The sequence below is a fragment of the Parasphingorhabdus sp. genome (assembly GCF_039968395.1).
Taxonomy (GTDB): domain Bacteria; phylum Pseudomonadota; class Alphaproteobacteria; order Sphingomonadales; family Sphingomonadaceae; genus Parasphingorhabdus.
On the sequence record NZ_JBDVPV010000005.1, the window covers coordinates 651,414 to 675,267 of the forward strand.

The 23,854-nt window shown below is 51.5% G+C and carries 24 protein-coding genes, 1 tRNA gene and 1 other RNA gene; 12 read left to right on the top strand and 14 right to left on the bottom strand.

The window, feature by feature from the left end; all coding sequences use genetic code 11:
* Window positions 1-2: 2 nt before the first annotated feature.
* Window positions 3-1,115, top strand: a complete 1,113-nt coding sequence (gene rodA, locus ABJI30_RS13815) for a rod shape-determining protein RodA (protein ID WP_348017272.1) — start codon at window positions 3-5, stop codon at window positions 1,113-1,115.
* Between the two features lie 78 nt (window positions 1,116-1,193).
* Window positions 1,194-1,269 (top strand) — tRNA-Lys (locus ABJI30_RS13820).
* A gap of 24 nt (window positions 1,270-1,293) precedes the next feature.
* Here the strand turns inward: ABJI30_RS13820 and ABJI30_RS13825 are convergent.
* From ABJI30_RS13825 to ABJI30_RS13865, 9 genes are all read right to left on the bottom strand, one after another.
* A complete protein-coding gene (locus tag ABJI30_RS13825) occupies window positions 1,294-3,504 on the bottom strand; it encodes an EAL domain-containing protein (protein ID WP_348017273.1) in 2,211 nt (736 codons plus the stop codon).
* A gap of 214 nt (window positions 3,505-3,718) precedes the next feature.
* Entirely contained in the window at window positions 3,719-3,994 is a 276-nt protein-coding gene (locus ABJI30_RS13830; RefSeq protein ID WP_348017274.1) for an HU family DNA-binding protein, read from the bottom strand.
* 244 nt (window positions 3,995-4,238) lie between these two features.
* Window positions 4,239-6,662, bottom strand: coding sequence for an endopeptidase La (lon, locus tag ABJI30_RS13835; RefSeq protein ID WP_348017275.1), 2,424 nt, complete (start codon window positions 6,660-6,662; stop codon window positions 4,239-4,241).
* A gap of 97 nt (window positions 6,663-6,759) precedes the next feature.
* Window positions 6,760-7,095 carry a YbaB/EbfC family nucleoid-associated protein gene (locus ABJI30_RS13840; protein ID WP_348017276.1) on the bottom strand — a complete coding sequence of 112 codons (336 nt, stop codon included), beginning with the start codon at window positions 7,093-7,095 and terminating at the stop codon, window positions 6,760-6,762.
* On the bottom strand, window positions 7,092-8,924 hold the full coding sequence (locus ABJI30_RS13845; RefSeq protein ID WP_348017277.1) for a DNA polymerase III subunit gamma/tau: 1,833 nt from the start codon (window positions 8,922-8,924) through the stop codon (window positions 7,092-7,094). Before ABJI30_RS13845 ends, ABJI30_RS13840 begins: the two co-directional genes overlap by 4 nt.
* A 76-nt stretch (window positions 8,925-9,000) precedes the next feature.
* An RNA gene (gene ffs, locus ABJI30_RS13850) (signal recognition particle sRNA small type) lies at window positions 9,001-9,095 on the bottom strand.
* 104 nt (window positions 9,096-9,199) lie between these two features.
* Entirely contained in the window at window positions 9,200-9,541 is a 342-nt protein-coding gene (locus ABJI30_RS13855; RefSeq protein WP_348017278.1) for a 2Fe-2S iron-sulfur cluster-binding protein, read from the bottom strand.
* Window positions 9,542-9,543: 2 nt separating this feature from the next.
* Window positions 9,544-10,650, bottom strand: coding sequence for a cysteine desulfurase family protein (locus ABJI30_RS13860; protein ID WP_348017279.1), 1,107 nt, complete (start codon window positions 10,648-10,650; stop codon window positions 9,544-9,546).
* 5 nt (window positions 10,651-10,655) lie between these two features.
* On the bottom strand, window positions 10,656-11,729 hold the full coding sequence (locus tag ABJI30_RS13865) for an aminotransferase class V-fold PLP-dependent enzyme (protein ID WP_348017280.1): 1,074 nt from the start codon (window positions 11,727-11,729) through the stop codon (window positions 10,656-10,658).
* Between the two features lie 146 nt (window positions 11,730-11,875).
* On the opposite strand from ABJI30_RS13865, the gene ABJI30_RS13870 reads away from it, so the two are divergent.
* Window positions 11,876-12,532 (top strand): alpha/beta hydrolase, encoded by a 657-nt coding sequence (locus ABJI30_RS13870; protein ID WP_348017281.1) that lies wholly within the window; start codon window positions 11,876-11,878, stop codon window positions 12,530-12,532.
* 20 nt (window positions 12,533-12,552) lie between these two features.
* Here the strand turns inward: ABJI30_RS13870 and ABJI30_RS13875 are convergent, their stop codons facing one another.
* Window positions 12,553-12,753: a hypothetical protein gene (locus ABJI30_RS13875; RefSeq protein ID WP_348017282.1), complete on the bottom strand. Its 201-nt coding sequence runs from the start codon at window positions 12,751-12,753 to the stop codon at window positions 12,553-12,555.
* 85 nt (window positions 12,754-12,838) lie between these two features.
* Between ABJI30_RS13875 and ABJI30_RS13880 the strand changes: the two genes are divergently transcribed.
* Entirely contained in the window at window positions 12,839-13,714 is an 876-nt protein-coding gene (locus ABJI30_RS13880) for a hypothetical protein (protein ID WP_348017283.1), read from the top strand.
* On the opposite strand, the gene ABJI30_RS13885 is transcribed toward ABJI30_RS13880, so the two are convergent.
* Complete coding sequence (locus tag ABJI30_RS13885; RefSeq protein WP_348017284.1) at window positions 13,678-15,273, bottom strand: phosphoenolpyruvate carboxykinase; 1,596 nt, start codon at window positions 15,271-15,273, stop codon at window positions 13,678-13,680. The genes ABJI30_RS13880 and ABJI30_RS13885 overlap by 37 nt on opposite strands.
* 236 nt (window positions 15,274-15,509) lie before the next feature.
* Here ABJI30_RS13885 and ABJI30_RS13890 point away from each other — a divergent pair, with 236 nt between their 5' ends.
* Genes ABJI30_RS13890 through ABJI30_RS13925 form a run of 8 tightly spaced genes read left to right on the top strand, consistent with a single transcriptional unit; the run spans window position 15,510 to window position 21,146 of the window.
* On the top strand, window positions 15,510-16,214 hold the full coding sequence (locus tag ABJI30_RS13890; RefSeq protein ID WP_348017285.1) for a response regulator transcription factor: 705 nt from the start codon (window positions 15,510-15,512) through the stop codon (window positions 16,212-16,214).
* Window positions 16,186-17,799 carry an ATP-binding protein gene (locus tag ABJI30_RS13895; RefSeq protein ID WP_348017286.1) on the top strand — a complete coding sequence of 538 codons (1,614 nt, stop codon included), beginning with the start codon at window positions 16,186-16,188 and terminating at the stop codon, window positions 17,797-17,799. Before ABJI30_RS13890 ends, ABJI30_RS13895 begins: the two co-directional genes overlap by 29 nt.
* Window positions 17,796-18,239 (top strand): HPr kinase/phosphatase C-terminal domain-containing protein, encoded by a 444-nt coding sequence (locus ABJI30_RS13900; RefSeq protein WP_348017287.1) that lies wholly within the window; start codon window positions 17,796-17,798, stop codon window positions 18,237-18,239. Before ABJI30_RS13895 ends, ABJI30_RS13900 begins: the two co-directional genes overlap by 4 nt.
* Window positions 18,236-19,171, top strand: coding sequence for an RNase adapter RapZ (rapZ, locus tag ABJI30_RS13905; protein ID WP_348017288.1), 936 nt, complete (start codon window positions 18,236-18,238; stop codon window positions 19,169-19,171). The genes ABJI30_RS13900 and rapZ overlap by 4 nt, the downstream gene beginning before the upstream one ends.
* A 5-nt stretch (window positions 19,172-19,176) precedes the next feature.
* A complete protein-coding gene (locus ABJI30_RS13910) occupies window positions 19,177-19,581 on the top strand; it encodes a PTS sugar transporter subunit IIA (RefSeq protein WP_348017289.1) in 405 nt (134 codons plus the stop codon).
* Entirely contained in the window at window positions 19,578-19,856 is a 279-nt protein-coding gene (locus ABJI30_RS13915) for an HPr family phosphocarrier protein (protein ID WP_348017290.1), read from the top strand. Before ABJI30_RS13910 ends, ABJI30_RS13915 begins: the two co-directional genes overlap by 4 nt.
* A gap of 6 nt (window positions 19,857-19,862) precedes the next feature.
* Window positions 19,863-20,675, top strand: coding sequence for an RNA methyltransferase (locus ABJI30_RS13920; protein WP_348017291.1), 813 nt, complete (start codon window positions 19,863-19,865; stop codon window positions 20,673-20,675).
* A 60-nt stretch (window positions 20,676-20,735) separates the two neighbouring features.
* Window positions 20,736-21,146, top strand: coding sequence for a hypothetical protein (locus ABJI30_RS13925; RefSeq protein WP_348017292.1), 411 nt, complete (start codon window positions 20,736-20,738; stop codon window positions 21,144-21,146).
* Between the two features lie 28 nt (window positions 21,147-21,174).
* On the opposite strand, the gene rmuC is transcribed toward ABJI30_RS13925, so the two are convergent.
* The 3 genes from rmuC to recR form a co-directional block, all read right to left on the bottom strand.
* Window positions 21,175-22,566, bottom strand: coding sequence for a DNA recombination protein RmuC (gene rmuC / locus ABJI30_RS13930; protein WP_348017293.1), 1,392 nt, complete (start codon window positions 22,564-22,566; stop codon window positions 21,175-21,177).
* Between the two features lie 64 nt (window positions 22,567-22,630).
* On the bottom strand, window positions 22,631-23,197 hold the full coding sequence (def, locus tag ABJI30_RS13935) for a peptide deformylase (protein ID WP_348017294.1): 567 nt from the start codon (window positions 23,195-23,197) through the stop codon (window positions 22,631-22,633).
* A gap of 54 nt (window positions 23,198-23,251) precedes the next feature.
* Window positions 23,252-23,848 (bottom strand): recombination mediator RecR, encoded by a 597-nt coding sequence (gene recR / locus ABJI30_RS13940; RefSeq protein ID WP_348017295.1) that lies wholly within the window; start codon window positions 23,846-23,848, stop codon window positions 23,252-23,254.
* Between the last annotated feature and the right edge of the window lie 6 nt (window positions 23,849-23,854).

Genomic DNA, 23,854 nt, shown 5'->3' on the forward strand with positions numbered 1-23,854 from the left:
CGTTGAACGACTTTATTCCAGCGCCGATTGCCCAATTGCCGTGGCGAACCATTTTGCTGCTGTTGGTGATGGCATCATTTGGGTTTGTGGTTCTGTATTCAGCAGCTGGTGGCAGTGTTACACCATGGGCTGGACTGCATATGATCCGTTTCATGGTTTTCCTGAGCATGGCTATCGTTCTTTCTCGCTTCAAGGAGCAATTCTGGAAAACGATCGCATTTCCGGTCTATATTGTTGTTGTCGTGATGCTGTTGGGAGTGGAACTTATCGGTGCAGTAGGCGGCGGAAGCCAGCGCTGGCTCAATTTTGGCTTTATCCGAATACAGCCATCCGAGCTGATGAAACCGGCGATTATCCTCGCGGTCGCACGCTTTTACGACCTTCTTCCAGCGGGACAAATCCGTTCCTGGGGCGCGATCTGGCCGTTGTTGCTACTACTGGGATTTCCTTGCGCACTCATCCTTCTGCAGCCTGATCTTGGAACGACGATAACAGTGTTTGCAGGCGCAATGACCGTGGCATTTTTGGCAGGCTTGCCAATGCGCCTGTTCGTCGGCGGTGCTGCGGCAATTGCAGTTCTCGCTCCCATTGCCTTCTTCTTCGGATTGGAAGACTATCAGCAGCGTCGAGTGACGACTTTTCTCAATCCTGAAAATGACCCGCTCGGAGCAGGATATCATATCAGCCAGTCAAAAATTGCGATCGGTTCCGGCGGAATTTTCGGCAAGGGCTTTTTGAACGGGACGCAGAGTCACCTCGACTATCTTCCCGAAGGCCATACCGATTTTGTTTTCGCAACCATGGCCGAAGAATGGGGATTGATGGGCGGAGTCGCTGTGTTGTTCGGTTTCTTCCTTTTGTTCCGATGGGGATTGGGTGTCGCAATCAGAGCGAAAACCCGTTTCTCCCAACTTGCCGCGGCAGGCCTGACCACGACAATCTTCTTTTATGTCGCAATCAATCTGATGATGGTCATGGGACTGGCACCCGTTGTGGGGATTCCCCTGCCTTTTCTCAGCCATGGTGGTTCCTCGATGATGACAATCATGATCTGCGTCGGGATCCTTATGTCGATCGATCGTCATCCTGGCCGTCGCGGTGGTACATTCGATTAAATGTCCATTCCGATAAATTTGTCCATCTCCATTGCACTGGGCGGTGAGCACCCTATATGCAGCTAATCAAATGGAAATGGACGCTTAGCTCAGTTGGTAGAGCAGCTGACTCTTAATCAGCGGGTCACAGGTTCGAACCCTGTAGCGTCTACCATTTCTCCAACGATCTACACCAGAATCAAACACCGTTGAGCGCGACCTGCATGAATTTGGGCTTTGATGTCGGGTTCGAAGCATCATTTGCCAATGGATAATTTCCCGGCGGCAGAGATGCCAATGGCATGCCGGCTGCTGCCAGATCATAGGGCGAGACCCGGTGTCTTGTGCACAGGCCGCCAGCGCCATCGCTAACAAGCGGGGTCTCAAATTCCACTGCTACCATTGCTTCTTTTGATCTATTGACTTTACAGATTACCAATTGACCAGCTCCGAGATCAAGAACCAGCTTGGTATCAATCGGGACCCCAAGCATTCCTTCAAATCTTGCCCCGGTTTTGGAAAGATCACGCATCATGACATCATATCGATGATCTTCATGGATCGCGCCGATACGACGTAATACGGTACGGCGATCCGGGCGATAGAGCTCGGGTCCGTCCGGTTCGATCTTGAATCCGCCATCACCCAGTTTTTGTTCGATCTCGTCGAGCTTGAGAGCCTTGGAATAGATCCAGCCCTGAATGAATTTGGCGCCTTTGGAACAAACCAGTGTGAACTGATCAAACGCTTCAACGCCCTCGACCGTGGTTTCCATTCCCAGCGCATCCGAAAGTCCAACGATCGCAGCGATGATCTTGGCGCTGTTCTTGTCTTTCTGCGTGCAGGAATCGACAAAGCTTTTGTCGACCTTGATTTTGTCAAATGGTGCGGATCTCAAATAGCTGAGAGAAGAATAACCCGTACCAAAATCATCAAGTGCCAACCTGACACCCAGTTCCTTCAGTATTTTGAAAGTGTTATCGATGGTTTCGCTGTCGCCCATGAACACGCTTTCGGTCAGCTCAAGCTCCAGTCTTTCCGGTTCCAGGCCGCTAGCGGCCAGCGCATTCATGACAATTTCCGGGAAGCCGCTATTGGCAAATTGCACGGCCGAAACGTTGACGGCAATCCTGATCGATTTTGGCCAGTTCAGGGCATCAGTGCATGCGCGACGCAAGGCCCATTCGCCGAGTTGGTTTATCAGGTTCAACTCTTCTGCAATCGGCACAAAAACACCTGGACTGACGACCCCGCGTTCGGGGTGAACCCAGCGCATCAAAGCTTCAAACCCGACGACCATATGATCATCTGTCCGAACCACCGGCTGATAGTGAAGATCGAGTTGATCATTGGTCAACGCATCTCGCAAGTCATCAACCAGCTGCCGGCGCTCTTCTTCCTCATCCTTCAAATCTGCGGAATAGAAGCGAAATTGACCGCGGCCAGAATTTTTGGCCGCATAGAGCGCAAGATCCGAACTGCGGATCAACTCTTCCTTGTCGACTCCATCATAAGGCGCAATCGCTATTCCGATGGAAGTTCCGATCAATGCGCTTTTGTCATCAATCGGGTACGGCTGAGATACAATCTTTACGATCTTGTCCGCAATTTCACCCAATTTGCCACGATCATCTATATCGGGAAGGATGATCTGAAACTCGTCCCCGCCCAGTCGACCAATCTCGCCGCGTTCACCAATAATATTCCGCATACGGGTTGCAACCTGCTTCAGCAGTTCATCGCCCGCTGGATGGCCCATGGTATCATTCACTTGCTTGAACCGATCAAGGTCCAGCATCATGATCGCGCAACTTCGATTCGCTGCCTTGAAGGAACTGAGGAGAGAATTGAGTTGATTGTTCATGCGGTGGCGGTTTGCAAGCCCGGTGAGCGAATCAAACTCGGCCAAACGGGAATCTTCCAGCTTGCGCTGATATTCAAGCGTCACGTCTTTGGCATTGCCGCGATATCCCAGAAAATTTCCGGCCTCATCAAATTTGGGATGTGCGGAAATTGTCCACCATGTCGGGCGGTCATCCGACAACATGGTTTTAGGGATGCGGCGTACCACCAGATCATGAATTTTGCTGCGTTTGCTTAACTGGAATTGAAGCGGACGATCCGATTTTTCATCGGGATTATCCGGATCATTCTCAAAAAATGCAGTCAATGGCTGAGACAGCAGCTCATCTATCGGTCGATCGAGATTTTCGGCGGCTTTTTCGGACAGATAGATCAGCCGGCCTTCCGCATCAGTTGCCCACAGCCAGTTAATACCGGCCTGTTCAAAATCATCCAGAATTTCGATACGCTGTGCGTGATCGTGAGTTGTGACAACTTTGAGTTCCCCAGCGCCGACTTCTTCAGCCGTATTGCTGGACAGAGCCTTCAGGAAATTTTTGACAGCCATATCTATTTTAAACCCTGGTCCAATTTCGCGAACAAATCGTCAAATCTTGGATTCAGGAATAACGGCACATGGTTTAAATTGGGCTAACGTTGGTTAACGGAAATTCATATTTCAAGCCAAAAGAAAAAGGCGGGCCCCGAAGGTGCCCGCCTGAATATCCAGAACAAAGTGCGATAAAAAAAGGGGAGTGCCCAAACACTCCCCTTGTAACAGTTTATTTGTTGACGGCGTCCTTCAAGCCCTTGCCGGCTTTGAATTTTGCTTGTGTCGATGCAGGAATCTGCATTGGTTCACCGGTACGTGGATTACGGCCGGTTGAAGCTTTACGCTTGGAAGTTGAAAAAGTACCAAATCCGACGAGACGGCATTCGCCGCCGCCAGCTAGTGAAGATGTAATGGAGTCAAATACTGCGTCCACGGCTTTGCCGGCATCGCTTTTGCTGAGACCACTGTGATCTGCAACGCTACTGATAAGATCCTGTTTATTCATAATGGGTATCCCCCCTTCTCTATGTGCAACTCTTCATTGAATCGCGCTTTGTCTGTGAGGCAGTAACACCAAGATTAACCCCTGAGTCAAAGGAAAACCGCCAGATTTTGGGCGAGTACCCGAATTTTTACGTCAAATTACCCAAAAAAACACAAATCCGTGCTTTTTCCGATGAAATGCGTTGGATCAACAGCTCATGAGCGGCGGATTACTGCGCAAAAAACGACTCGCACAGCCTTGCAGATTAGTGACGTGAAACCGATCCCGGATCATCAGACAACGGGGCCGCCGCGTGGCTGGCCAGTTCATCCGCATCGCTCCATTCTATCGATTCAACTTTTTCGGTCAAAGCTTCTGCCAATACTTCATCGACATGCTTGACCGGTATGATCTTTAGCGACGACGTGATGTTCTTTGGAATTTCTACCAGATCTTTTTCGTTCTCGGCTGGAATGAGAACCGTTTTGATTCCACCACGAAGAGCGGCGAGTAATTTTTCCTTCAGACCACCAATCGGCAGCACCCGACCACGCAAAGTAACTTCACCGGTCATCGCAACGTCACGGCGAACTGCTATCCCGGTCAACGTAGATACAATCGCAGTCACAATCCCGACTCCGGCTGACGGCCCATCCTTGGGCACTGCACCTTCGGGAAGATGGATATGGATATCCTTCCGGCTGAACACGCTGGGTTTAATGCCGTAAGAAGGTGCTCTTGCTTTTACAAAGGACAATGCAGCTTGAACGGATTCAGTCATGACTTCGCCGAGCTTGCCAGTGGTTTTGATCTGGCCTTTTCCGGAAACGGTAACGGATTCGATCGTCAGCAGTTCACCGCCAACTTCCGTCCATGCCAATCCAGTCACAGCGCCGACCTGATTTTCCTCTTCGCTGATTCCATGGCGGAACTTGCGAACACCAGCATACTCAGCGAGGTTTTCAGCAGTTATCACAACGCTTTTATACTCGCCTTCAAGTATCCGGCGCAGCGCTTTTCGAGCCAGTTTTGCGATCTCCCGCTCGAGTGTCCGTACTCCAGCTTCGCGCGTATAGTATCGAATGAGATCGCGCAGCCCTTCGTCACTCAAGGCAAATTCGCCTTTTTTGAGACCATGGGCGTCAATCTGTTTCTCAATCAAATGCCGCTTGGCAATTTCCAGCTTTTCATCTTCGGTATATCCTTCCAGACGAATAATTTCCATTCGATCGAGAAGGGGTTGTGGAAGGTTAAGCGAGTTGGCCGTTGTGACAAACATGACATCCGAAAGATCAATATCGATTTCAAGATAATGATCCTGGAATTTGTCATTCTGTTCCGGATCCAGCACTTCAAGCAACGCAGAAGCCGGGTCACCACGAAAATCCTGACCCAGTTTGTCAATTTCATCCAGCAAGAACAAGGGATTGGAAGTTCCTGCCTTTTTCAAGTTCGAAACGATTTTCCCGGGAAGTGATCCGATATATGTTCTTCTGTGGCCACGAATCTCTGCTTCATCGCGAACGCCGCCCAAAGACTGACGAACGAATTCACGTCCGGTAGCGCGCGCGATCGAACGCCCCAATGACGTTTTACCGACACCTGGAGGACCAACCAGACACAGAATTGGACCCTTCAGTTTGTTTGTACGCGTCTGAACTGCAAGATATTCGATAATCCGCTCTTTGACTTTCTCGAGAGCAAAATGATCATCATCGAGAACTGTTTCCGCTTGCTTGATATCCTTCTTCAGCCGGGATTTCTTGCCCCATGGCAATCCCAACAAGACATCGAGATAATTGCGAACAACTGTTGCTTCGGCAGACATGGGCTGCATGCCCTTGAGCTTCTTATATTCAGCTTTGGCTTTGGTTTTGGCTTCCTTGGAGAGTTTCATCTCCTCGATCTTCTTGCCGAGAGCTGACATTTCGTCCCCCTCGCCATCTTCGCCATCACCCAATTCGCGTTGAATGGCTTTCATCTGCTCATTCAGATAATATTCGCGCTGCGTCTTTTCCATTTGGCGTTTTACGCGTCCACGAATCTTCTTCTCCACCTGGAGAACCCCCAGCTCGCCTTCCATAAAGGCAAACGCCATTTCCAGGCGTTTCACCGGATCACCTTCGATCAACAGACTTTGTTTGTCTGAAACTTTAACGTTGATGTTCGCCGCTACAGCATCGGCAAGCCGCGATGCTTCTTCAATTTCTCCCAGCTGAACAACCGTTTCAGCCGGCATCTTCTTGTTGAGTTTCGAGTAGTTTTCAAATTGTTCAACCACAGACCGCATGAGCGCTGTTGTTTCGTGACCTTTGGCTGCTTGCTCCGTGATCAACTCGACATTGGCCTGAACATAGCCGTCTTTCTGATCATCCAGTGATACGTGTTTGGCTCGCTGTTTGCCTTCAACCAGAACTCGCACCGTACCATCAGGCAATTTCAGCAATTGCAGAACTGTCGCCACGACACCGAGGTCATATAGTTGGTCGCGAACCGGGTCATCTTCGGCCGGGTCCAGCTGGGCAACCAGAAAAATATCCTTGTCGCTGTCCATCGCCTTTTCCAGAGCGACCACTGATTTGTCGCGGCCGACAAACAACGGTACGATCATGTTGGGAAAGACCACGATGTCACGCAAAGGCAATAACGGCAGAGAACGGGTTTCCGGGCTGGATTCAGGCTGAGACATTAATACTCCAAGATACTGCGCCTAAGAAGCGCTTCGCCACGATATATGGGGTGCCAAGCAACTACTTCAAGCGAATTGCGTTGATCCGTCCAAACAATTAAAATGGCAGCTTGAATCCACCGGGCAGTGGCAATCCGCTTGTCATTTTTCCCATTTCTTCGTTGCTAACAGCGTCCGCTTTATCGCGCGCATCATTGAAGGCTGCCGCCACAAGATCCTCCAAAATACCCTTTTCATCAGCCTTGAGCAGACTATCATCTATTTTCACGCCCAAAATACGGCCTTTGGCAGTGGCCTTTACCGTGACCAGTCCGCCACCGGAATTGCCTTCCACTTCGATACTGTCGAGCTTTTTCTGGGCTTCTTCCATTTGGGTCTGAACGGTCTGTGCAGCATCTTGTGCCGCCTGAATCATTTCTTCCATTGATTTCATGCCAATGAACTCCTTGTCTGGTGCGGTTCCTGCAAATTCTTGGTTAGTTCGGAATCACTGGTGGTTTCAACCAGTCTGGCGTCAGGAAAAGCGTCAAAAGCCGCCTTGACCATTGGCATATCGAGTATTTTCTGGCGTTCGGCCCGTTTCTGGATCTCGGCCTGCTCATCGAGGCTCGGGGCCGTTTCACCCTCACCTTCCTGAAACGACCAGGTAGTTCCGGTACTGTCTTTCAGTATCGCTTCAATCTTTCTGAGATCGGCCGATGCAATAGGCCTAACCGATTCATAAGTGATTTCTGGCGGCGCAAACTCAATCAAACGAATATCCGCTTTTAAAATGCTCTGCATTACAACAGAAGTTTCTCCCACCAGATCGACGATCCCGGAGAATGACGCCGGATTGGCACCGGCAACTTGTTCAGCCGGTTCCGGTTGTTTCAGAACATCTGGTTCTGTCGGCACTGTTGGCTCGGTCGCGGCTGCTTCGCCCTGTATTTCCGTTGAATTCTCGATTTGGGGCAACTCTGCAAAAGCAGGTTCCGCATTCGCCGCTTTTGGAACGCTGGCTCGCTCACTCGCGGCATCCGGGGCCATATTGTCGCCCAGCATTTTTTTCAATTTTCCTGGGTCTGGCATCTCGGCCGCACATAAAACGCGCAAGAGCGCCATATCACAGGCCTCTCGGGGAAGATGTGCTTGCTGTACCTCTTCGTACCCCTTCAGAAGAAGTTGCCATAACCTATGGAGAACCGGGTAGGATAGCTGCTTCGCCCAACCTCTCAGTTGGTTTTTGGCCTCATCAGACAATGTCGGATCATTGGCCCTACCTACTTTGAACAATGTAACCTGATGCGATAACGACAGTAGGCCGTTCATCAGTGACAGAGGCTCAACCCCGACACGATATTGCTCGTCAATGGCGTCAAGCAAGGATTCCGATTCACCTTCCAGAAGCTGGCCGAACAGGCGCCGGATTGCACTTCGATCGGATAATCCCAGCATTTCGCGTATCTGGACAGCTTTGACGCTGCTATGGCCCTCCCCGCCATCCATGTCAGCATGAGCAATCGCCTGGTCCAGAATGGACAAACCATCCCGGACGGATCCCTCGGCAGCCTGTGCGATAAGATCCAGCGCTTCCTGTTCTGCCTGAACACCCTCTTTCTCGACAATGGACAAAAAGTGTGCGGCAAGCTGCTCTGCTTTGATGCGTTTTAGATCAAATCGCTGACAGCGGGACAAAACTGTAATCGGAACCTTGTTCACTTCCGTGGTAGCGAATATGAACTTCACATGCGCCGGGGGCTCCTCCAGCGTCTTCAAAAGTGCATTAAACGCGTTTTTCGACAACATGTGAACTTCGTCAATAATGTAGATTTTATAACGTGCCGATACAGACGAATAGCGAACGGCCTCAATGATCTCGCGGACGTCATCGACGCCGGTATGACTGGCGGCATCCATCTCGATCACATCGATAAAACTGCCTTCTGCAATCGCCCGGCACGGCTCGCATTTTCCGCAAGGATCAATTGTTGGGCCGCCCTGGCCGTCTTCGCCAATACAGTTCAGTGCTTTGGCGATCAGCCGCGCCGTGGTTGTCTTGCCCACACCGCGCACACCAGTCATCAAAAAAGCGTGCGCCAGACGATCGCGTTTGATCGCATTTCCCAGCGTCTGAACCATCGCGTCCTGCCCGATCAGTTCCGCGAAGCTCGCAGGCCGGTATTTTCGCGCTAATACGCGATAGGGCTGGGCTGCAGATGGCGTCGGAACAACCGGTGCCTCTACGCCTCCAGCGGCAAATATGTCGGGTGAATCGGACATGCAGTCAGTCTAGGCGCTGACGAACGGATTGTCGAAGCCTTATGCGGCTTTGCACGATACAAATTTCGATTTTTAGTAAGTAGGAGCCGGGCGACCCGTAGAAAAATCGTTACGGCTGCTTCCTTCCGGATCTGACCGGGTTGGCGAACACTACGTCCACCCGACTCCCAAGCCGCATATGGCGAGGGTCGGCTGGAATTGCAAGTATCCGATTTCAGTGGACCACTACGCTTAGATTGCGTTGTCCCTGCTTCCCCTTCAAAAGGTTCGGCCGGTCAGACGCCCTGCATATTATGGCTTTCGGTTGGAATTCGGACCGTTAAACCATCTAGTTCGGACGTCAGTGTGATCTGACAGGCAAGACGGCTGGTTCGCCGGGCTCCTGCCGCGAGATCCAGCATGTCTTCTTCCATTTCGGACGCCTCAGGCAATCTATCGAAATCGGCCGCATCGACAATGACATGACAAGTGGAGCAGGCCATTTGCCCTTCGCAAGTCCCTTCCAGAGCCTGATCGTTAATCTGTGCAATTGTTAGCAGGCAGTCTCCTTCCTTGGCGGTAGCGGTGACCGTTCGGGTTCCGTTGGGGCTAACGAAGTTTACCGTGATATCACTCATGACTATTGAGCCTCCGCTGCCCGATTGATCAATTTTGCCGCCATCTCGATGTCCTGCAGACTGTTATATCGACCAAATCCAAGCCGGATCGATGATTTGACCTGAGCAGGCTTTAATCCAATCGCGGTCAATACATGACTGGGTCGCCCTGATCCGCTTGCGCAGGCGGACCCTGCCGAGAAAGCAACTTCCCGGACATCTGACACAAGCCGCGCCACGTCGAGGCCTTCACGTCTTATGTTAAGGTTACCGCGATACCGTTGCGTCTCGTCGCCGTTTATTGTCCAGTCCGAGAACAAACGCTTCGCATGCATCGCCAAAGCTTCGATATGTTCCGCATCTTGCTGAGCCCGCAAGATGCACAACGAAGCTGCAGATCCCATACCGACACAAAGCGCGGGCGATAACGTGCCCGAACGCACGCCATGCTCTTGTCCCCCGCCATGAACAAGGGGCGGAATATCGATATCATCACGAACCCACAGCGCACCTATCCCTTTTGGGCCATAGATCTTATGTGCTGAAACAGCCGCCATATCTATGTTGCCGGGAATTTCGACGCGTCCGTAGCCTTGCACCGCATCGCAGAGCATCAACGCGCCTTTGGCATGAGCCAGCTCAGCAATAGCCTCTATCGGCTGAATGACTCCGATTTCGTTGTTGACCAGCATCGCACCAACCAGTGCCGTCTTTCGGTCTATGGCAGCCGCCAATGCATCCAGATCAATCAGGCCATCTGATTCCACCGGATGTAAAAGGACATCAAATCCCTTCCGTTCACAAGCGATTGCCGTATCTCGTACCGCGGCATGTTCAGTTGCGAGAACAATGATCTTGTTCCGACCTTGTTCCTGCAATTCCAGCACGGCCCCCATGGCCAGATTAATCGCTTCGGTCGCTGTACCGGTGAACAAGACGTGCCCCGCGTCGGGAAACGGGGCCGCCACTTGCTCTCTTGCAATTTCGACTGCTGCTGCCGCTTTGCGACCAAATACATGGGTACTGTGCGGGTTTCCGTAGTTATCGCGCAGCCACGGAACCATCGCCTCAAACACTTCCGGCGCCAGCGGTGTGGTTGCCTGATTGTCGAGATATATCGGTTCAGTCACGGTGCTCAGGTCCGGTTTGCGTCATCAAATATCATCTGCCACTTTTCGACAAATTCATAAACCTGCGACCGTGTCGTATCACGGCCAATACTGACCCGGATCACCTCACCTGCGGTTTTTTCGTCAATACCCATTGCTTCCAGAACATGGCTTGGCTTCAGGGTACCCGACGAGCAGGCACTTCCGGCCGAAATTGAAAATCCGGCCATATCAAATTTTATCAGCTGGGTATGCGCTGCCACGCCAGGCATTTGATAGCTGGCAATGGTGGCAATACGCGCAGCTTTCTCCGCAATTACTACCCCGCCCTTGTTCTTTATGGCATTGTCGAGATGGGTCCGTAACTCAGTGGCCCGCCCCGCCCAGTTTGCCGGTGCTTCGAGTGCGGCCACCATGGCCATTATAAACGGCAAATTCTGGGTACCAGAGCGATAACCGTGCTCTTGACCGCCTTTAGGCTCCAACATCCTCAGATCCTTGACCAGCAACGCGCCAACCCCTGGAGGACCACCAAATTTATGAGCGGCTATGGCGATCATGTCTGCATCTGGTAGCGGCATTTTTCCGGCAGACTGGGAGCAATCTGCAAACAACACGCCGCCCCGATCAGCCACAATTTTGGAAATCGCGGCCATGTCCTGCATTACGCCCGTTTCATTGTTTACCGATTGCACAACAATCAAAGCTGGCGCTTCTGCCCCTTTGAGCATGTGGTTGAGTTTCATCGGTACAACCAATCCGTTCAGATCCACCGCGATGGGCGATGCATTGCCAGCGTGACGCAGGACAACATCATGTTCGACTGGAGAAACAAACTGAATTGCCGGTTTGGAATGTCCCAGAGCGATCGCTATGGATTCACTCGCACCACTGGTGAAAATGACATCCCCGTCCCAGTCCAGCACTGTTTTCAATCGCGATCGCGCATTTTCGAGCATGCGCTGCGCCGCTCTGCCATCGGCGTGCGGTGATGACGGATTGGCCCAGTGCGCAAAGCCTTCCAGACAGGCGTTTCTTGCGACATCAAGCAACGGCGAGGTTGCTGCATAATCAAGATAGATTCTTTTTTGTTCGGACATGTAGTGTGACGAAAACCCTGTGCGATGAAGGGATAGAGTTGCGGATTTATTCACTCTCTCTATATAAGCGCTTCATCCAGCGCAAAAGCTATTCCGTTTTTTTGCCGCCAATCTATTCATACCCATATCACAGAATTGAAAAACACATGCCTGACGTAATTTTTACCGGACCTGAAGGACGCCTCGAAGGACGCTTCAGCCCTCCGCCTCGCGAACGCGCTCCTGTGGCGATGATTCTTCACCCCCATCCGCAAGCAGGCGGAACCATGAATGACCGCATAACCCAGGAAATGTACAAAACATTTGTACGACGCGGTTTTGCGACCTTGCGCTTCAATTTCCGCGGAGTTGGCCGTTCGCAGGGGACATTCGACAATGGTATCGGCGAGTTGTCAGATGCCGCTGCGGCTTTGGACTGGGTACAAAGCTTTCATCCCGAAGCACAGACAACTTGGATTGCGGGCTATAGTTTTGGTGCATGGATAGGGATGCAACTGCTGATGCGTCGTCCTGAAGTTCGCGGATTCATTTCGGTTTCACCCCCCGCGAACATGTATGATTTCAACTTTCTGGCCCCCTGCCCCTCTTCCGGCATCATCATTCAAGGTGTGAATGATGAGGTGGTCACTCCGAGCGCCGTTCAAAAGCTGGTCGACAAGCTGAGAACGCAAAAGCACATCACCATACATCATGATGAAATTCCGCGAGCCAACCATTTTTATGAAAATGAAATGGAGTTGTTGATGGGTTCCGTCGACAACTATCTCGATATGCGGCTCGCTCCGGACTCCCCGATTAAGTAACAAAACCTAGATTAGCGCCTCTATCCCGTACTGTCAGTCACAACAGCGCCATTTTCGGGTGTTGGAATCGTCCAGATCGCGACGTTCATGAACATGACCGCTGCCGCAATCAGCATTAGCCAGCCCTGCTTCCGGTTTTTGCCCGTGCGGATCAGATAGATACTGCCTGCCACCAATGCGGCTCCGGACAGCATCAGTATCGATAGAATCCAGTTTTCCACTCCATGTTCCCTTTGTTCGAGGCATCAAGGCCGCAAAATTGAGTATCGACATCCCGGCACGACAATATGCAGATAATATGCATTTGTGAATATCAACTCATCAACATACATTCCCGCTATGAACGACCTCATCAGTGGAAATTTAGATACAGCATATTTCGACCATCCTGTAATGATAATTGTTCATCCTGATCAAGGCAGGATGGATCTTGATGATCCCAAAATTATCGATGGCAACTCCGATATATTCCTGATAGCCGAGGCGCAAAAAACACCGATAAACTGCCTGAATATCGTCGCCAACGGCATGACCTTCAAACTGACAAGGGAATGTCTGCCCGGCATTGTAGACCGTTCACAGGTTGAAAACCTGTTTGCAACACCGATCGGCCTCAATAGCGCGGCTATCGGTTTCACACTCGGCGACCATTTGGTAACCGGACGGCATTTGATGCCCATTAATCTGATGCTGCTCAAGATCGCGCAGTCCATTGGACAAAACCTGTCTGCCACCGGGATTATCTGGCGTCCTGCCGGTATCCATATAGGCTTCGACTATTTTTCAGAAGCTTCATATCACTACGGGCGTCAAGGAATTTTCCCGTTGTTAAGTCAAATCGCGGTCGTGGAGCCTTCCCGGAAACAAATTCAAACCCGCGGCCTGAACTATTTCTGTGGTTACGAAATTCGGATAAATTTTCCATCCAAAGGGAGGCGACACGACTGGATCGTGCATCTGCTCAAGCTTGCACAGTCTGCAATTCGAAGAGAAAAGCTGGCGGAAACAAATCCGTTATTGAATGCATCACCGGAAAAATCGAAATTGGCCAGCATCCAAAATGTTGGACGATGTCTGGAAATCAATTATTCCGGCGGGCATTCAAACAGATTGAAATGCCCTGCCCTTGCCTGGAAAAATTTTAATCAGGCGGCGTTTGGAGCAGCCTCACGAACATTCTGATCCACATGCTCTGCAAATTGTTCAAAATTGTTGATGAACAGATTGACCAGTTTCTGAGCGGTCTCATCATAGGCATTCGAATCCGACCAGGTTGACCGCGGATCGAGAATGGCCGTGTCTACGCCAGGCACCGATACGGGCACTTCGAAACCAAAATTATCATCCAGGCGGAATTCACCGTCATTCAGGCTGCCATCGAGTGCAGCGTTCAGCAAAGCCCGAGTAGCCTTGATCGGCATGCGGCTGCCTTCGCCATATTTACCGCCGGTCCAACCGGTGTTGACCAGCCAGCATTTCACGCCGCCTTTCGCGATCCGTTCTTTTAGCAGATTTCCGTAAACCGAAGGATGGCGTGGCATGAAAGGTGCGCCAAAGCATGTTGAGAATGTCGCTTCAGGTTCCGTAACACCGATTTCTGTCCCGGCCACTTTCGCAGTATAACCCGAAAGGAAGTGATACATGGCCTGCTCGGGTGTCAGCCGCGAGATCGGAGGCAAGACGCCAAATGCATCGGCCGTCAGCATGATGATGTTCTTTGGTACGGGCCCCATATTCTTTTCAGACGTATTGGGAATGAAATCGATCGGATAGGCACCGCGTGTATTTTCAGCCTTGCTCCCGTCGTCAAGGTCCAGTTCCCGGGTCTCTGGATCCATCACCACATTTTCCAGAACGGTACCAAACCGGCGGGTTGTAGCAAAAATCTCGGGTTCTGCTTCTTCCGACAGACGGATCATTTTCGCGTAACAACCGCCCTCAAAATTAAAGACAGCTGTATCTGACCAGCCATGCTCGTCATCACCAATCAATGTCCGGCTGGCATCAGCTGACAAAGTGGTTTTTCCGGTTCCTGACAAGCCAAAGAACACGGCTGTATCGCCTTCCGGACCCATGTTTGCCGAACAGTGCATTGGCATCACTGAGTCGAGCGGCAGAAGATAGTTCAAGAGGCCGAAAACGGATTTCTTCATCTCGCCAGCATAAGCCGTTCCGCCAATCAAAATCAGCTTTTCTGTCAAGTTGACCGCAACTACGGTTTCGCTGCGCGTACCATGTCGTTCCGGATCGGCCTGAAAGCTGGGCAGATCAATAATCGTATATTCAGGTTCAAATGCTCCCTGTTCATCAGCTGTTGGGCGAACCAGCATCGTGCGAATAAACAGGTTGTGCCAGGCCTTTTCATTGATCACCCGGACATTGACGCGATGCTCCGGTTGGGATCCGCCAAAAAGATCCTGCACAAACAGAGTTTTCTTGTCGGACAATGCTGCGAGGAAATCTTCCTTCAGCGCGGCAAAATGCTCTGGCGTCATGCCTTTGTTGGTCTTGCCCCACCAGACAGAATTTTCTGTTTCGTCATCACGGACTATGAATTTGTCATTGGCCGACCGACCGGTATGAGCACCGGTTTCGACAACCAGCGGTCCGTCTTTGGCGAGATGTCCTTCCCCGCGCGAAATAGCGGCTTCAACAAGCGAAGACGTGCCCAGATTCCAATGCTGATCAGCAGACGTTTTGAATCCCTGATCATTTAAAGTAACAGACGAAACTTGTGGCACGGTTATTCCCCTAGGTTGAATTGGGTATGAACTATTGTCGTTTTCGGCAGATTTGGAGTGGCGCTTATCGAACCAGATCGAGTCGGTCAAATGTCTATGACCGGTACCGCCCCAAAATATGACATATTTGTTATTTTTTGTCCAAAAAAGTTGAATTTACTGCGCCATATCCTGTCTTGTAAGCGGCTGATCCAGCAGCTAGGGATTTCTTGCCTGTTCCAAAGGAAAGAGCATCCATGGCTGCCAGTATCGCCCTCGTAGATGATGACCGCAATATTTTGACTTCGGTTTCTATTGCCATGCAGGCCGAAGGCTTCGTTACACGTGTGTATTCTGATAGCGAGGCCGCCTTGCAGGCCATATTGGACAATCCCCCCGATCTAGGGATTTTTGATATCAAAATGCCGAAAATGGATGGACTGGAGCTATTGCGGCGAGTGCGGGAGAAAAGCAATCTCCCGATCATTTTCCTGACGTCCAAGGATGAAGAGCTCGATGAAGCCCTGGGTCTCGCCATGGGAGCCGACGACTATATCAAGAAACCGTTTTCCCAGCGGCTGTTGATCGCCCGTGTGAAATCGATCTTGCGAAGGCTGGATTTGGCAAAGGCTACAGATCAGGAACTTGATGCAGAAGGCATGGAGCCACTCATTCGAGGTGCGCTGGAGATGGACCCTGCCCGTCATATCGTCAAATGGGACGGCAACAACGTGACACTGACTGTGACCGAGTTTATGATTCTTGAAACGCTCGCTAACCGGCCCGGTGTTGTAAAAAGCAGAAATCAGCTGATGGATGCAGCATATCAAGATGATGTCTATGTTGATGACCGGACCATCGACAGTCACATCAAGCGCCTTCGGCGGAAATTCCGGGAAGTCGATCCGGAATTTGATGCAATAGATACACTCTATGGAGCTGGCTATCGCTACACCGAATAGCCCGAAAATCGGATCTGATGTTTCGGATCTGTCGCTCCGTTGGTCGGCGCGGTTGTCGCTCACATCCCGAATATTGGCGGTCAATATTTTCGCACTGGCGTTGCTCGCAGGCAGCCTGTTTTATCTGAACAACTATCGTGATCGTCTGACCGAAGAACGTCTGGCGCAGGCGGAATTGCAGGTCCTAGTCATTGGCGAAGCTCTCGTCGACCAGCCAGAAGATGTGCGTCGGGATTTGATTCCACGTCTTACAAATCATCTGGGCAATCGAGTTCGGATATATGGCGGGACAGGCGAGAAACTGATCGACAGCTTTGAACTGGCAAAACCGAGCTATGAGCTGATAGATCCTGAAACACAGCCATGGCGCAAGGATGTTGCACGATCGCTGGACAGAGCCATTGAGTATGTTGTTCTGAGCAAACCTATCGAGGCCTTTGAAGAACCGGCTGATGACATTGCGGATAGTTGGCCGGTTTTGCTGGATATAACGCCCAAAAATGCCACCACGAGTCAAGTTCGTCTCGCGCCGGAGCGCACTCCCATGATAATTGCAGCAGGGCTGCTCCCGGGGGCAACATCAAAGAGTCCGGACAAAATCCTTCTGACCAGCAATGCACGGGATATCACCAGGATAGTCAGGGCGGAGCGCAGCAGCGTTGTTCTCGTAATATTTTTCGCTGCGACCGTTTCTGTCTTGCTCTCACTGTTTCTCGCCCGCACGATTATTCGTCCGATCCGAAAACTGGCCCGGGCGGCGGTAAGGGTGCGGTTGGGCAGAGAACAGGAAATAACAATTCCCAAAATGCCGGGACGGCGCGATGAGATTGGTCAACTCTCGAGGGCATTGGCAGACATGAGCGGCGCATTACGGCACCGCATCGATGCGACAGAAGATTTTGCTGCGGATGTGAGCCACGAAATCAAGAACCCGCTGGCTTCGCTCAGATCGGCTCTTGAAGGGATTGATCGTGTTGAAGATCCAGATTTGCGCCGACAGTTACTGGATGTTGCAAATGACGACGTTCGCAGGATTGACCGACTGATCAGCGATATTTCAGATGCCTCCAGAGTCGACGCCGAACTGGCACGCACAAAATTTGAACCCGTAGATATTGGAAAGATGCTGGAACAGCTCCTCGCATCCATGGAACAGCGCGAATCCGCAGACATTTTCAATATTGCATACGCCCGCCCGGGAAGAGGCGTGGCTACGGTGATGGGGGATGGTGGACGATTGGAAAGAGTTTTTTCCAATATTCTCGACAATGCGATTTCTTTTTCGCCAAAAGAAGGGCTGATCGAAATCATGGCGACACCGGATGGCGATCAAGTGGTCATTCATATCGCTGATGAAGGTCCCGGAATTCCGATCGATCAGCGGGAAAAGATATTCACGCGTTTTCATTCCGATCGCCCGGTTGATGAAGCGTTTGGACGCCATAGCGGGTTGGGACTGGCGATCGCCAAGACCATCATCGAAGGCCATGAAGGCCAGATCAACGTGAAGGACAAGCTCGACAAATCGCAAGGAGCCTGTTTTGAAATTCGCCTGCCAAAAGCAGAATCTGATCAGCCCTCATGAATCCCGACCAACAAAATTTTACACATGCTACCGGTGTGGCAATCGGTGGCCATGGGCTGATGATCTGTGGCCCGTCGGGATCCGGCAAATCCGATCTGGCGCTGCGCCTCATTGACAGGGGCGCAATTCTGGTCAGTGACGATATCGTGTCGCTTTCTGTCCACGATAGAACCATCCTCATGGATTCTCCGGCTGCGATACGGGGTAAAATCGAATTGCGATCTCTTGGAATTCTTGAAATGCCGTGTGTCCGCCAAGTGCCATTATCGTTAAAAATTGACTTAAAGGCCAAGCCGGAACGCTTTCCAGTCGACAACCAGAAGGAAACAATATTGGGCCTGTCTGTCCGCCGGGTCGCCCTTTGTGCGTTCGAACCAAGCACCCCGATAAAAGTTGAGATGGCACTTGAGCAACTTATCAGGCTAAAAGACCCCTCATGACTGCTACCCATGCAAAACGCGTTCTTCTGGTCACCGGCCTATCCGGTGCCGGAAAGACGACTGCGCTGAAGACGTTGGAGGATATTGGATGGGAAACTGTGGATAATTTTCCAATCCGTCTTGTTGAAGGATTGCTAAAAACTCCCCCTCCCAGTTCTCGCGGCGATCAGGATCCTCCCCTCGCTCTGGGTTTCGACAGTCGAACCCGCGGCTTTGAACCGAACAATCTGATTGAACGGATCAAAAAACTGCAAGACAATGACGACTTGCTTATTTCAACCCTCTATCTTGATTGTACGGAAGGCGAACTGGAGCGGCGATATGCAGAAACCAGGCGCCGGCATCCTCTGGCACTTGATCGCCCCGCGAAGGATGGAATTGACCTTGAACGCGCGCAGCTCGAACCTATTCGACGGTGGGCGGATCATGTAATCGATACAAGTAATTTGGCTGCAAACGAGCTGCAGCAGCAGATTCGGACCGAATTTGACCTGGCCGGGAGTGCAGACACCACCATAACCATTACCAGCTTTGGATTCTCGCGCGGATTGCCAACTAATATTGATCTGCTTTTCGACGTCCGATTCCTGTCGAACCCCTTTTGGGATTCCAACCTGAAATCGAAGACCGGACAGGATCAGGAGGTTGCAGCCTATATTGCAAAGGATCCTGCTTATCCTGAAGCAATTGAGAAAATTCTGGAAATGCTGAAGTTTCTCCTTCCCAAATATCAAGCCGCGGGAAAGGCATATGTGAATATCGGCATAGGCTGCACTGGCGGGCGTCACAGATCGGTACATGTTGCGGAAACACTCAGCAAACACTTGCGCAAGGCAGGATTTTCGCTCAGTGTCGCGCATCGCAATCTGGCATCACGCCCCATGGAAGCGCTCGAATCAATGCAAAAAACGAACGGGAAAAAGGGAATTTAATCGCAATGATCGGTTTGGTTCTCGTAACGCATGGGCAGCTCGCTGTGGAATTTATTACAGCAATGGAGCATGTCGTTGGTCCGCAAAAGGCGATATTGCCCGTATGCATCGGGCCACATGACGATATGGAAGAGCGCCGACAAGAAATCGCGGACTCTATTGAAAAAATTGGGACGAGCGAGGGTGTTATCATCCTGACTGACCTGTTTGGTGGCACGCCTTCCAATCTTGCCATTTCACTCATGAGCAAGGGCAAGATCGAAGTCATAGCGGGTGTGAATTTGCCGATGCTGATTCGACTGGACGGCGCACGCAAATGCATGTCGGTCGAAGACGCTGTCGCGGCAGCCAAGGAAGCGGGGCAAAAATATATCAGTGTTGCTTCGGAAATTCTGGGAATAGAAGGGTGAACGAATATCGCCGGACCGTGACCATCACGAACAGTCGCGGATTGCATGCAAGGGCAAGCGCAAAATTCGTAACCTATGTCAGCAAATTGCCGGGAGATCTCTCGGTCAAGGTGGGGAAAGACGGGACAGAAGTAACCGGCACATCGATCATGGGATTGATGATGCTGGGAGCAGCAAAGGGTGACTCCGTTGATATTATTGTGGCAGGACAGAATGCAGAGACCGCACTGGACAAGTTAACCGGCCTGATCGTTGACGGCTTTGGCGAGGATTGAAAACCGGTGTCAGATTCGCAGCGGCGACAAATATCAGGGTTTTCCAATCCAACGATAAAGAGACTGAAGAGCCTCCGGGAAAAAAAACATCGGAAGCGCGAAGGTCATTTTCTGGCTGAAGGACTGCGCATCCTGACGGAAGCCCTTGATGCCGGCAAGACACCAAAATTGCTGGTTGTGGTGGAAGAAACCGAATTGCACCCGCTTGCACAAAAACTTGAAACCGAGACGCTCGCTGCAGGCGGCGAAGTCATCGAGACCAGTGAAGCGATCATCGCCAAGCTTTCCGGCAAAACAAACCCGCAATCGATCATCGGAATATATGAAGATCACCCTGCCCCTCTTGCGGAACTGGACCGCAGTTCCTCAGGGATATGGCTCGTCGCGCAGGCACTACGGGATCCAGGTAATCTCGGAACGATATTGCGCACTGGTGATGCAGTCGGAGCCGGCGGATTGATCTTGATTGACGACTGTGTGGATCCGTTTTCTGTCGAAGCGGTAAGGGCCAGCATGGGAGCGATCTTTACACAGCAGATTGTCATGTCGCCCTGGTCTGAATTTCTCGACTGGCTGCGTTCCGGTCCAGGCCAGCTCGTAGGAACAAGCCTGAACACCGACACTGATTATCAATCCGCGACATACGCACCGCCGACGTTCCTGCTGGTCGGGAATGAAGCCCGGGGATTGCCGGAAGACTATGAAGAAGCCTGTGATATGCTGGTTAAAATGCCAATGATGGGAAAAGCCGACAGTCTTAATGCTGCAGTCGCCACGGCTGTCATGGCTTATGAGGTTTTGAATCAGCGACGAAAATAAACAACAGAGATTTTGCACATTCTGGCAGTGCTATGCTAACCAATGCTTCGGGGGAAAACAATGAAACCGACTATACTGCTGCTGCCGATGGTATCGCTTTTCATGGGGGGCTGTGGAGAAACAGTCGAAAAACCCGCCGAGACAGTCGAAAAACTGGGTGACTATACTGCGTTGGGTACCGAACCGGGCTGGCTAGTCGAGGTCAAGGATGATCAGATTGTCCATACGACTCAATCCGGAGAAAATGAGTTTACCCTTCCCGTGAGCCGAATGAAAAAAACCGCGACCGGCTGGGAAATCAAAGGTTTCAGTGATCGCCATAATATTACATTGACGGTCACATCAGAAAAAGCTTGCAACGACGGGATGAGCGATCGTGAATATGCCGATACGGTACGTGTAGCGGTTAGCGAGGGAGGCTATCTCGATGGTTGTGGCGGTGACATTATTTCGGGTTCGGAAGCGCCTTAGGCCTGCAAATCCGACGAAATCGGCAATGTTACTCAGCGGCCTCGTCATTCAAAGCCCGCTCATCTTCAATCAAAGCGGCCTCGACATCATTTGAATAGCGCGGAAGAGCCTCAATCTCGGCTACTGGCTCAAGATCCTTCTTTCCGGTTTCAACATTGAGTTCCGCAAATTTGCGTCCTGTTGCCATGACGTTGCGCTCAAAACTCCCGACAAACTTGTTGTAATTGCCAACTGCGCTGCCGAGCCCGGATCCCATGCGCTTGAGATGTTCTCCGGCAACGGCGAGCCGGTCGTACATTTCTTTGCCCAATTGCCCGATCTGTTTCGCTTCCGCCGCCATTTTCTCTTGGCGCCAGACACCGGCAACTGTTCGGGCGATAGCCACCAGGTTAGTAGGTGTTGCCAAGAGAACCTTCTTTTCGAAAGCGTGGTCCCAGAGCGTGGGTTCGTGCTCGAGAGCCGCGGAAAGAAAGTGCTCGCCGGGTACAAACATGATCACATAATCCGGCGCATCTTCAAACTGGTCCCAATATGCCTTTTTGGACAAACCATCGATATGCGTTTTCATCGACGCACAGTGTCGGGCCATGGCGAAGCTGCGCGCGTCTTCGTCGTCAGCTTCAAAGGCATCCTGATAAGCATTGAGCGAGACTTTGGCGTCGATGACCAGCTTCCGCCCACCTGGTACGCTTATTACAGCGTCAGGTCTCAACCGGCCTTCGTCGGTTTCGACACTCTGTTCGGTTACAAAATCGGTATGTTCCGCCAGACCGCATGTTTCGAGTACATTTTTGAGTTGCTGTTCACCCCATCGGCCACGAGATTTAGGAGCATTTCGAAGACTGTTGACCAATCGGGCAGCTTCCTGCTGCACCCGGTCCTGTCCCTGCCGGACCTGTTCGACGGTTGCTTTGATATCCGCGTAAGATTCGCTGCGGTTTTTCTCGACCCGCGCTATCCCGTCTTCATATGCTTTCAGGCGATCATTGACTGGTTGAAGGAGCTTCGCAATCTTCTCTCCGCCTTTTTCGTTGGCCTGCTCAAACCTCTGATCCGCGCGTTCAAGAAACTGGCGTTGCGCTGTCTCCAGCATTTTTGCACCGACTTCTGAAAACTGAGCCGAGAGCGAGTCTTTGGCTTCTTTCAGTTGGGTGAGCTGCTTCTCATGATTACGGGCATCTGCTTGGAGAGATGCCAAAAGCTGCCGTGCCTGATCACGTTCTTCACGGATCCCGTCGCGTTCATTTCGCGCCGTTTCGCGTTCTTCCGTTACACCATCGAGCATGATTCTAAGCGATGCAGATGTTTCTTTCGCTGCTTTAGTACTGGAACCAGCAGACTTCTGGCCCACAAACCAGCCTGCTGCCAGTCCAAGAACGAGTGTGACTATCGCGATGATCAGCGCAATTATGGGATCCAAGTGAGGTTCCTTTAACTAGAACGAAACAAGAACCTAGGCGGGAAGCAGAAGGAACGCAAGTACGTCAGGCGGCGACGCCCTGTTCTTTGCGCAACTTGTTGAGTTTCTTCAGTACCATTTGCCGTTTCAGCCGGGAAAGATGATCGATGAACAATATACCCTCAAGATGATCCATCTCGTGTTGCAGGCAGGTGGCCAGCAAGCCTTCAATCCGCTCTTCGTGATTCTCGCCATTCTCGTCCTGCCAACGTGCCGTAACTGTTGCCGGACGTTCGACGTCAGCATATTGATCCGGCACCGACAGACAGCCTTCGCTATATACGTTGAGATCATCGGATGGATCCAGGAATTCCGGATTGATGAAAACTCTGGGATCCTTGATCACTTCATGATCGTGATCACAATGCTCGCCATGTTCGTGGTCATGCTCCACCGGCTCTTGCAGATCGATGACCAGTATCCGTTTGGGAACACCGATCTGAATGGCTGCCAAACCAATTCCGGGAGCATCATACATGGTTTCAAACATGTCCGCGATCAGCGTTTTCAGTTCATCGTCAAATTCGGTGACCGGTTCTGAAACGGTTTTCAGACGCGGATCGGGGACTTCAAGAATTGGTAAAATGGCCATGTCCCAAATTTAGGGATTGTGCATGGGTCCGTCAAGCATTCCGATGGCGCTGCGCTATTCTATCGGTCGGCGGGAACGCAAGGCCTGGGCCAGCGTTCCTTCGTCCAGATAGTCCAGTTCACCCCCTACCGGGATACCGTGCGACAACTGGCTGAGGCGCACGGGATATTGTTCCATGCGTTCCGCGATATAATGGGCCGTGGCCTGTCCTTCGAGCGTGGCGTTCATGGCCAGAACCACTTCATCAATTCCGCCCGCCTCCACACGTTTCAGCAATTTGTCGATCGCGATATCTTCAGGTCGGACCCCGTCCAGTGCCGAGAGCTTGCCTCCCAACACATGAAATTTTCCGGGAAACAGACGTGATTTATCCAGCGCCCAAAGATCGGATACCTCTTCAACAACACAAAGCGCTTTGTCATCCCGCCGCGGATCGGAACATATCTGGCATGGATCGCGAGTATCGACATTGCCACAAATCGTACATGTGACGAGATTCGCTTCAACCTGCTCCATGGCCGCCAATATGGGTTTCATTGTTGTTTCGGGGCGTTTCAGCAAATGCAATACGGCGCGGCGAGCGGATCTCGGCCCGAGACCGGGAAGACGGGAAAGGGCCTGAACCAGATTTTCGATCTCTTGCGATGCCATGCACCA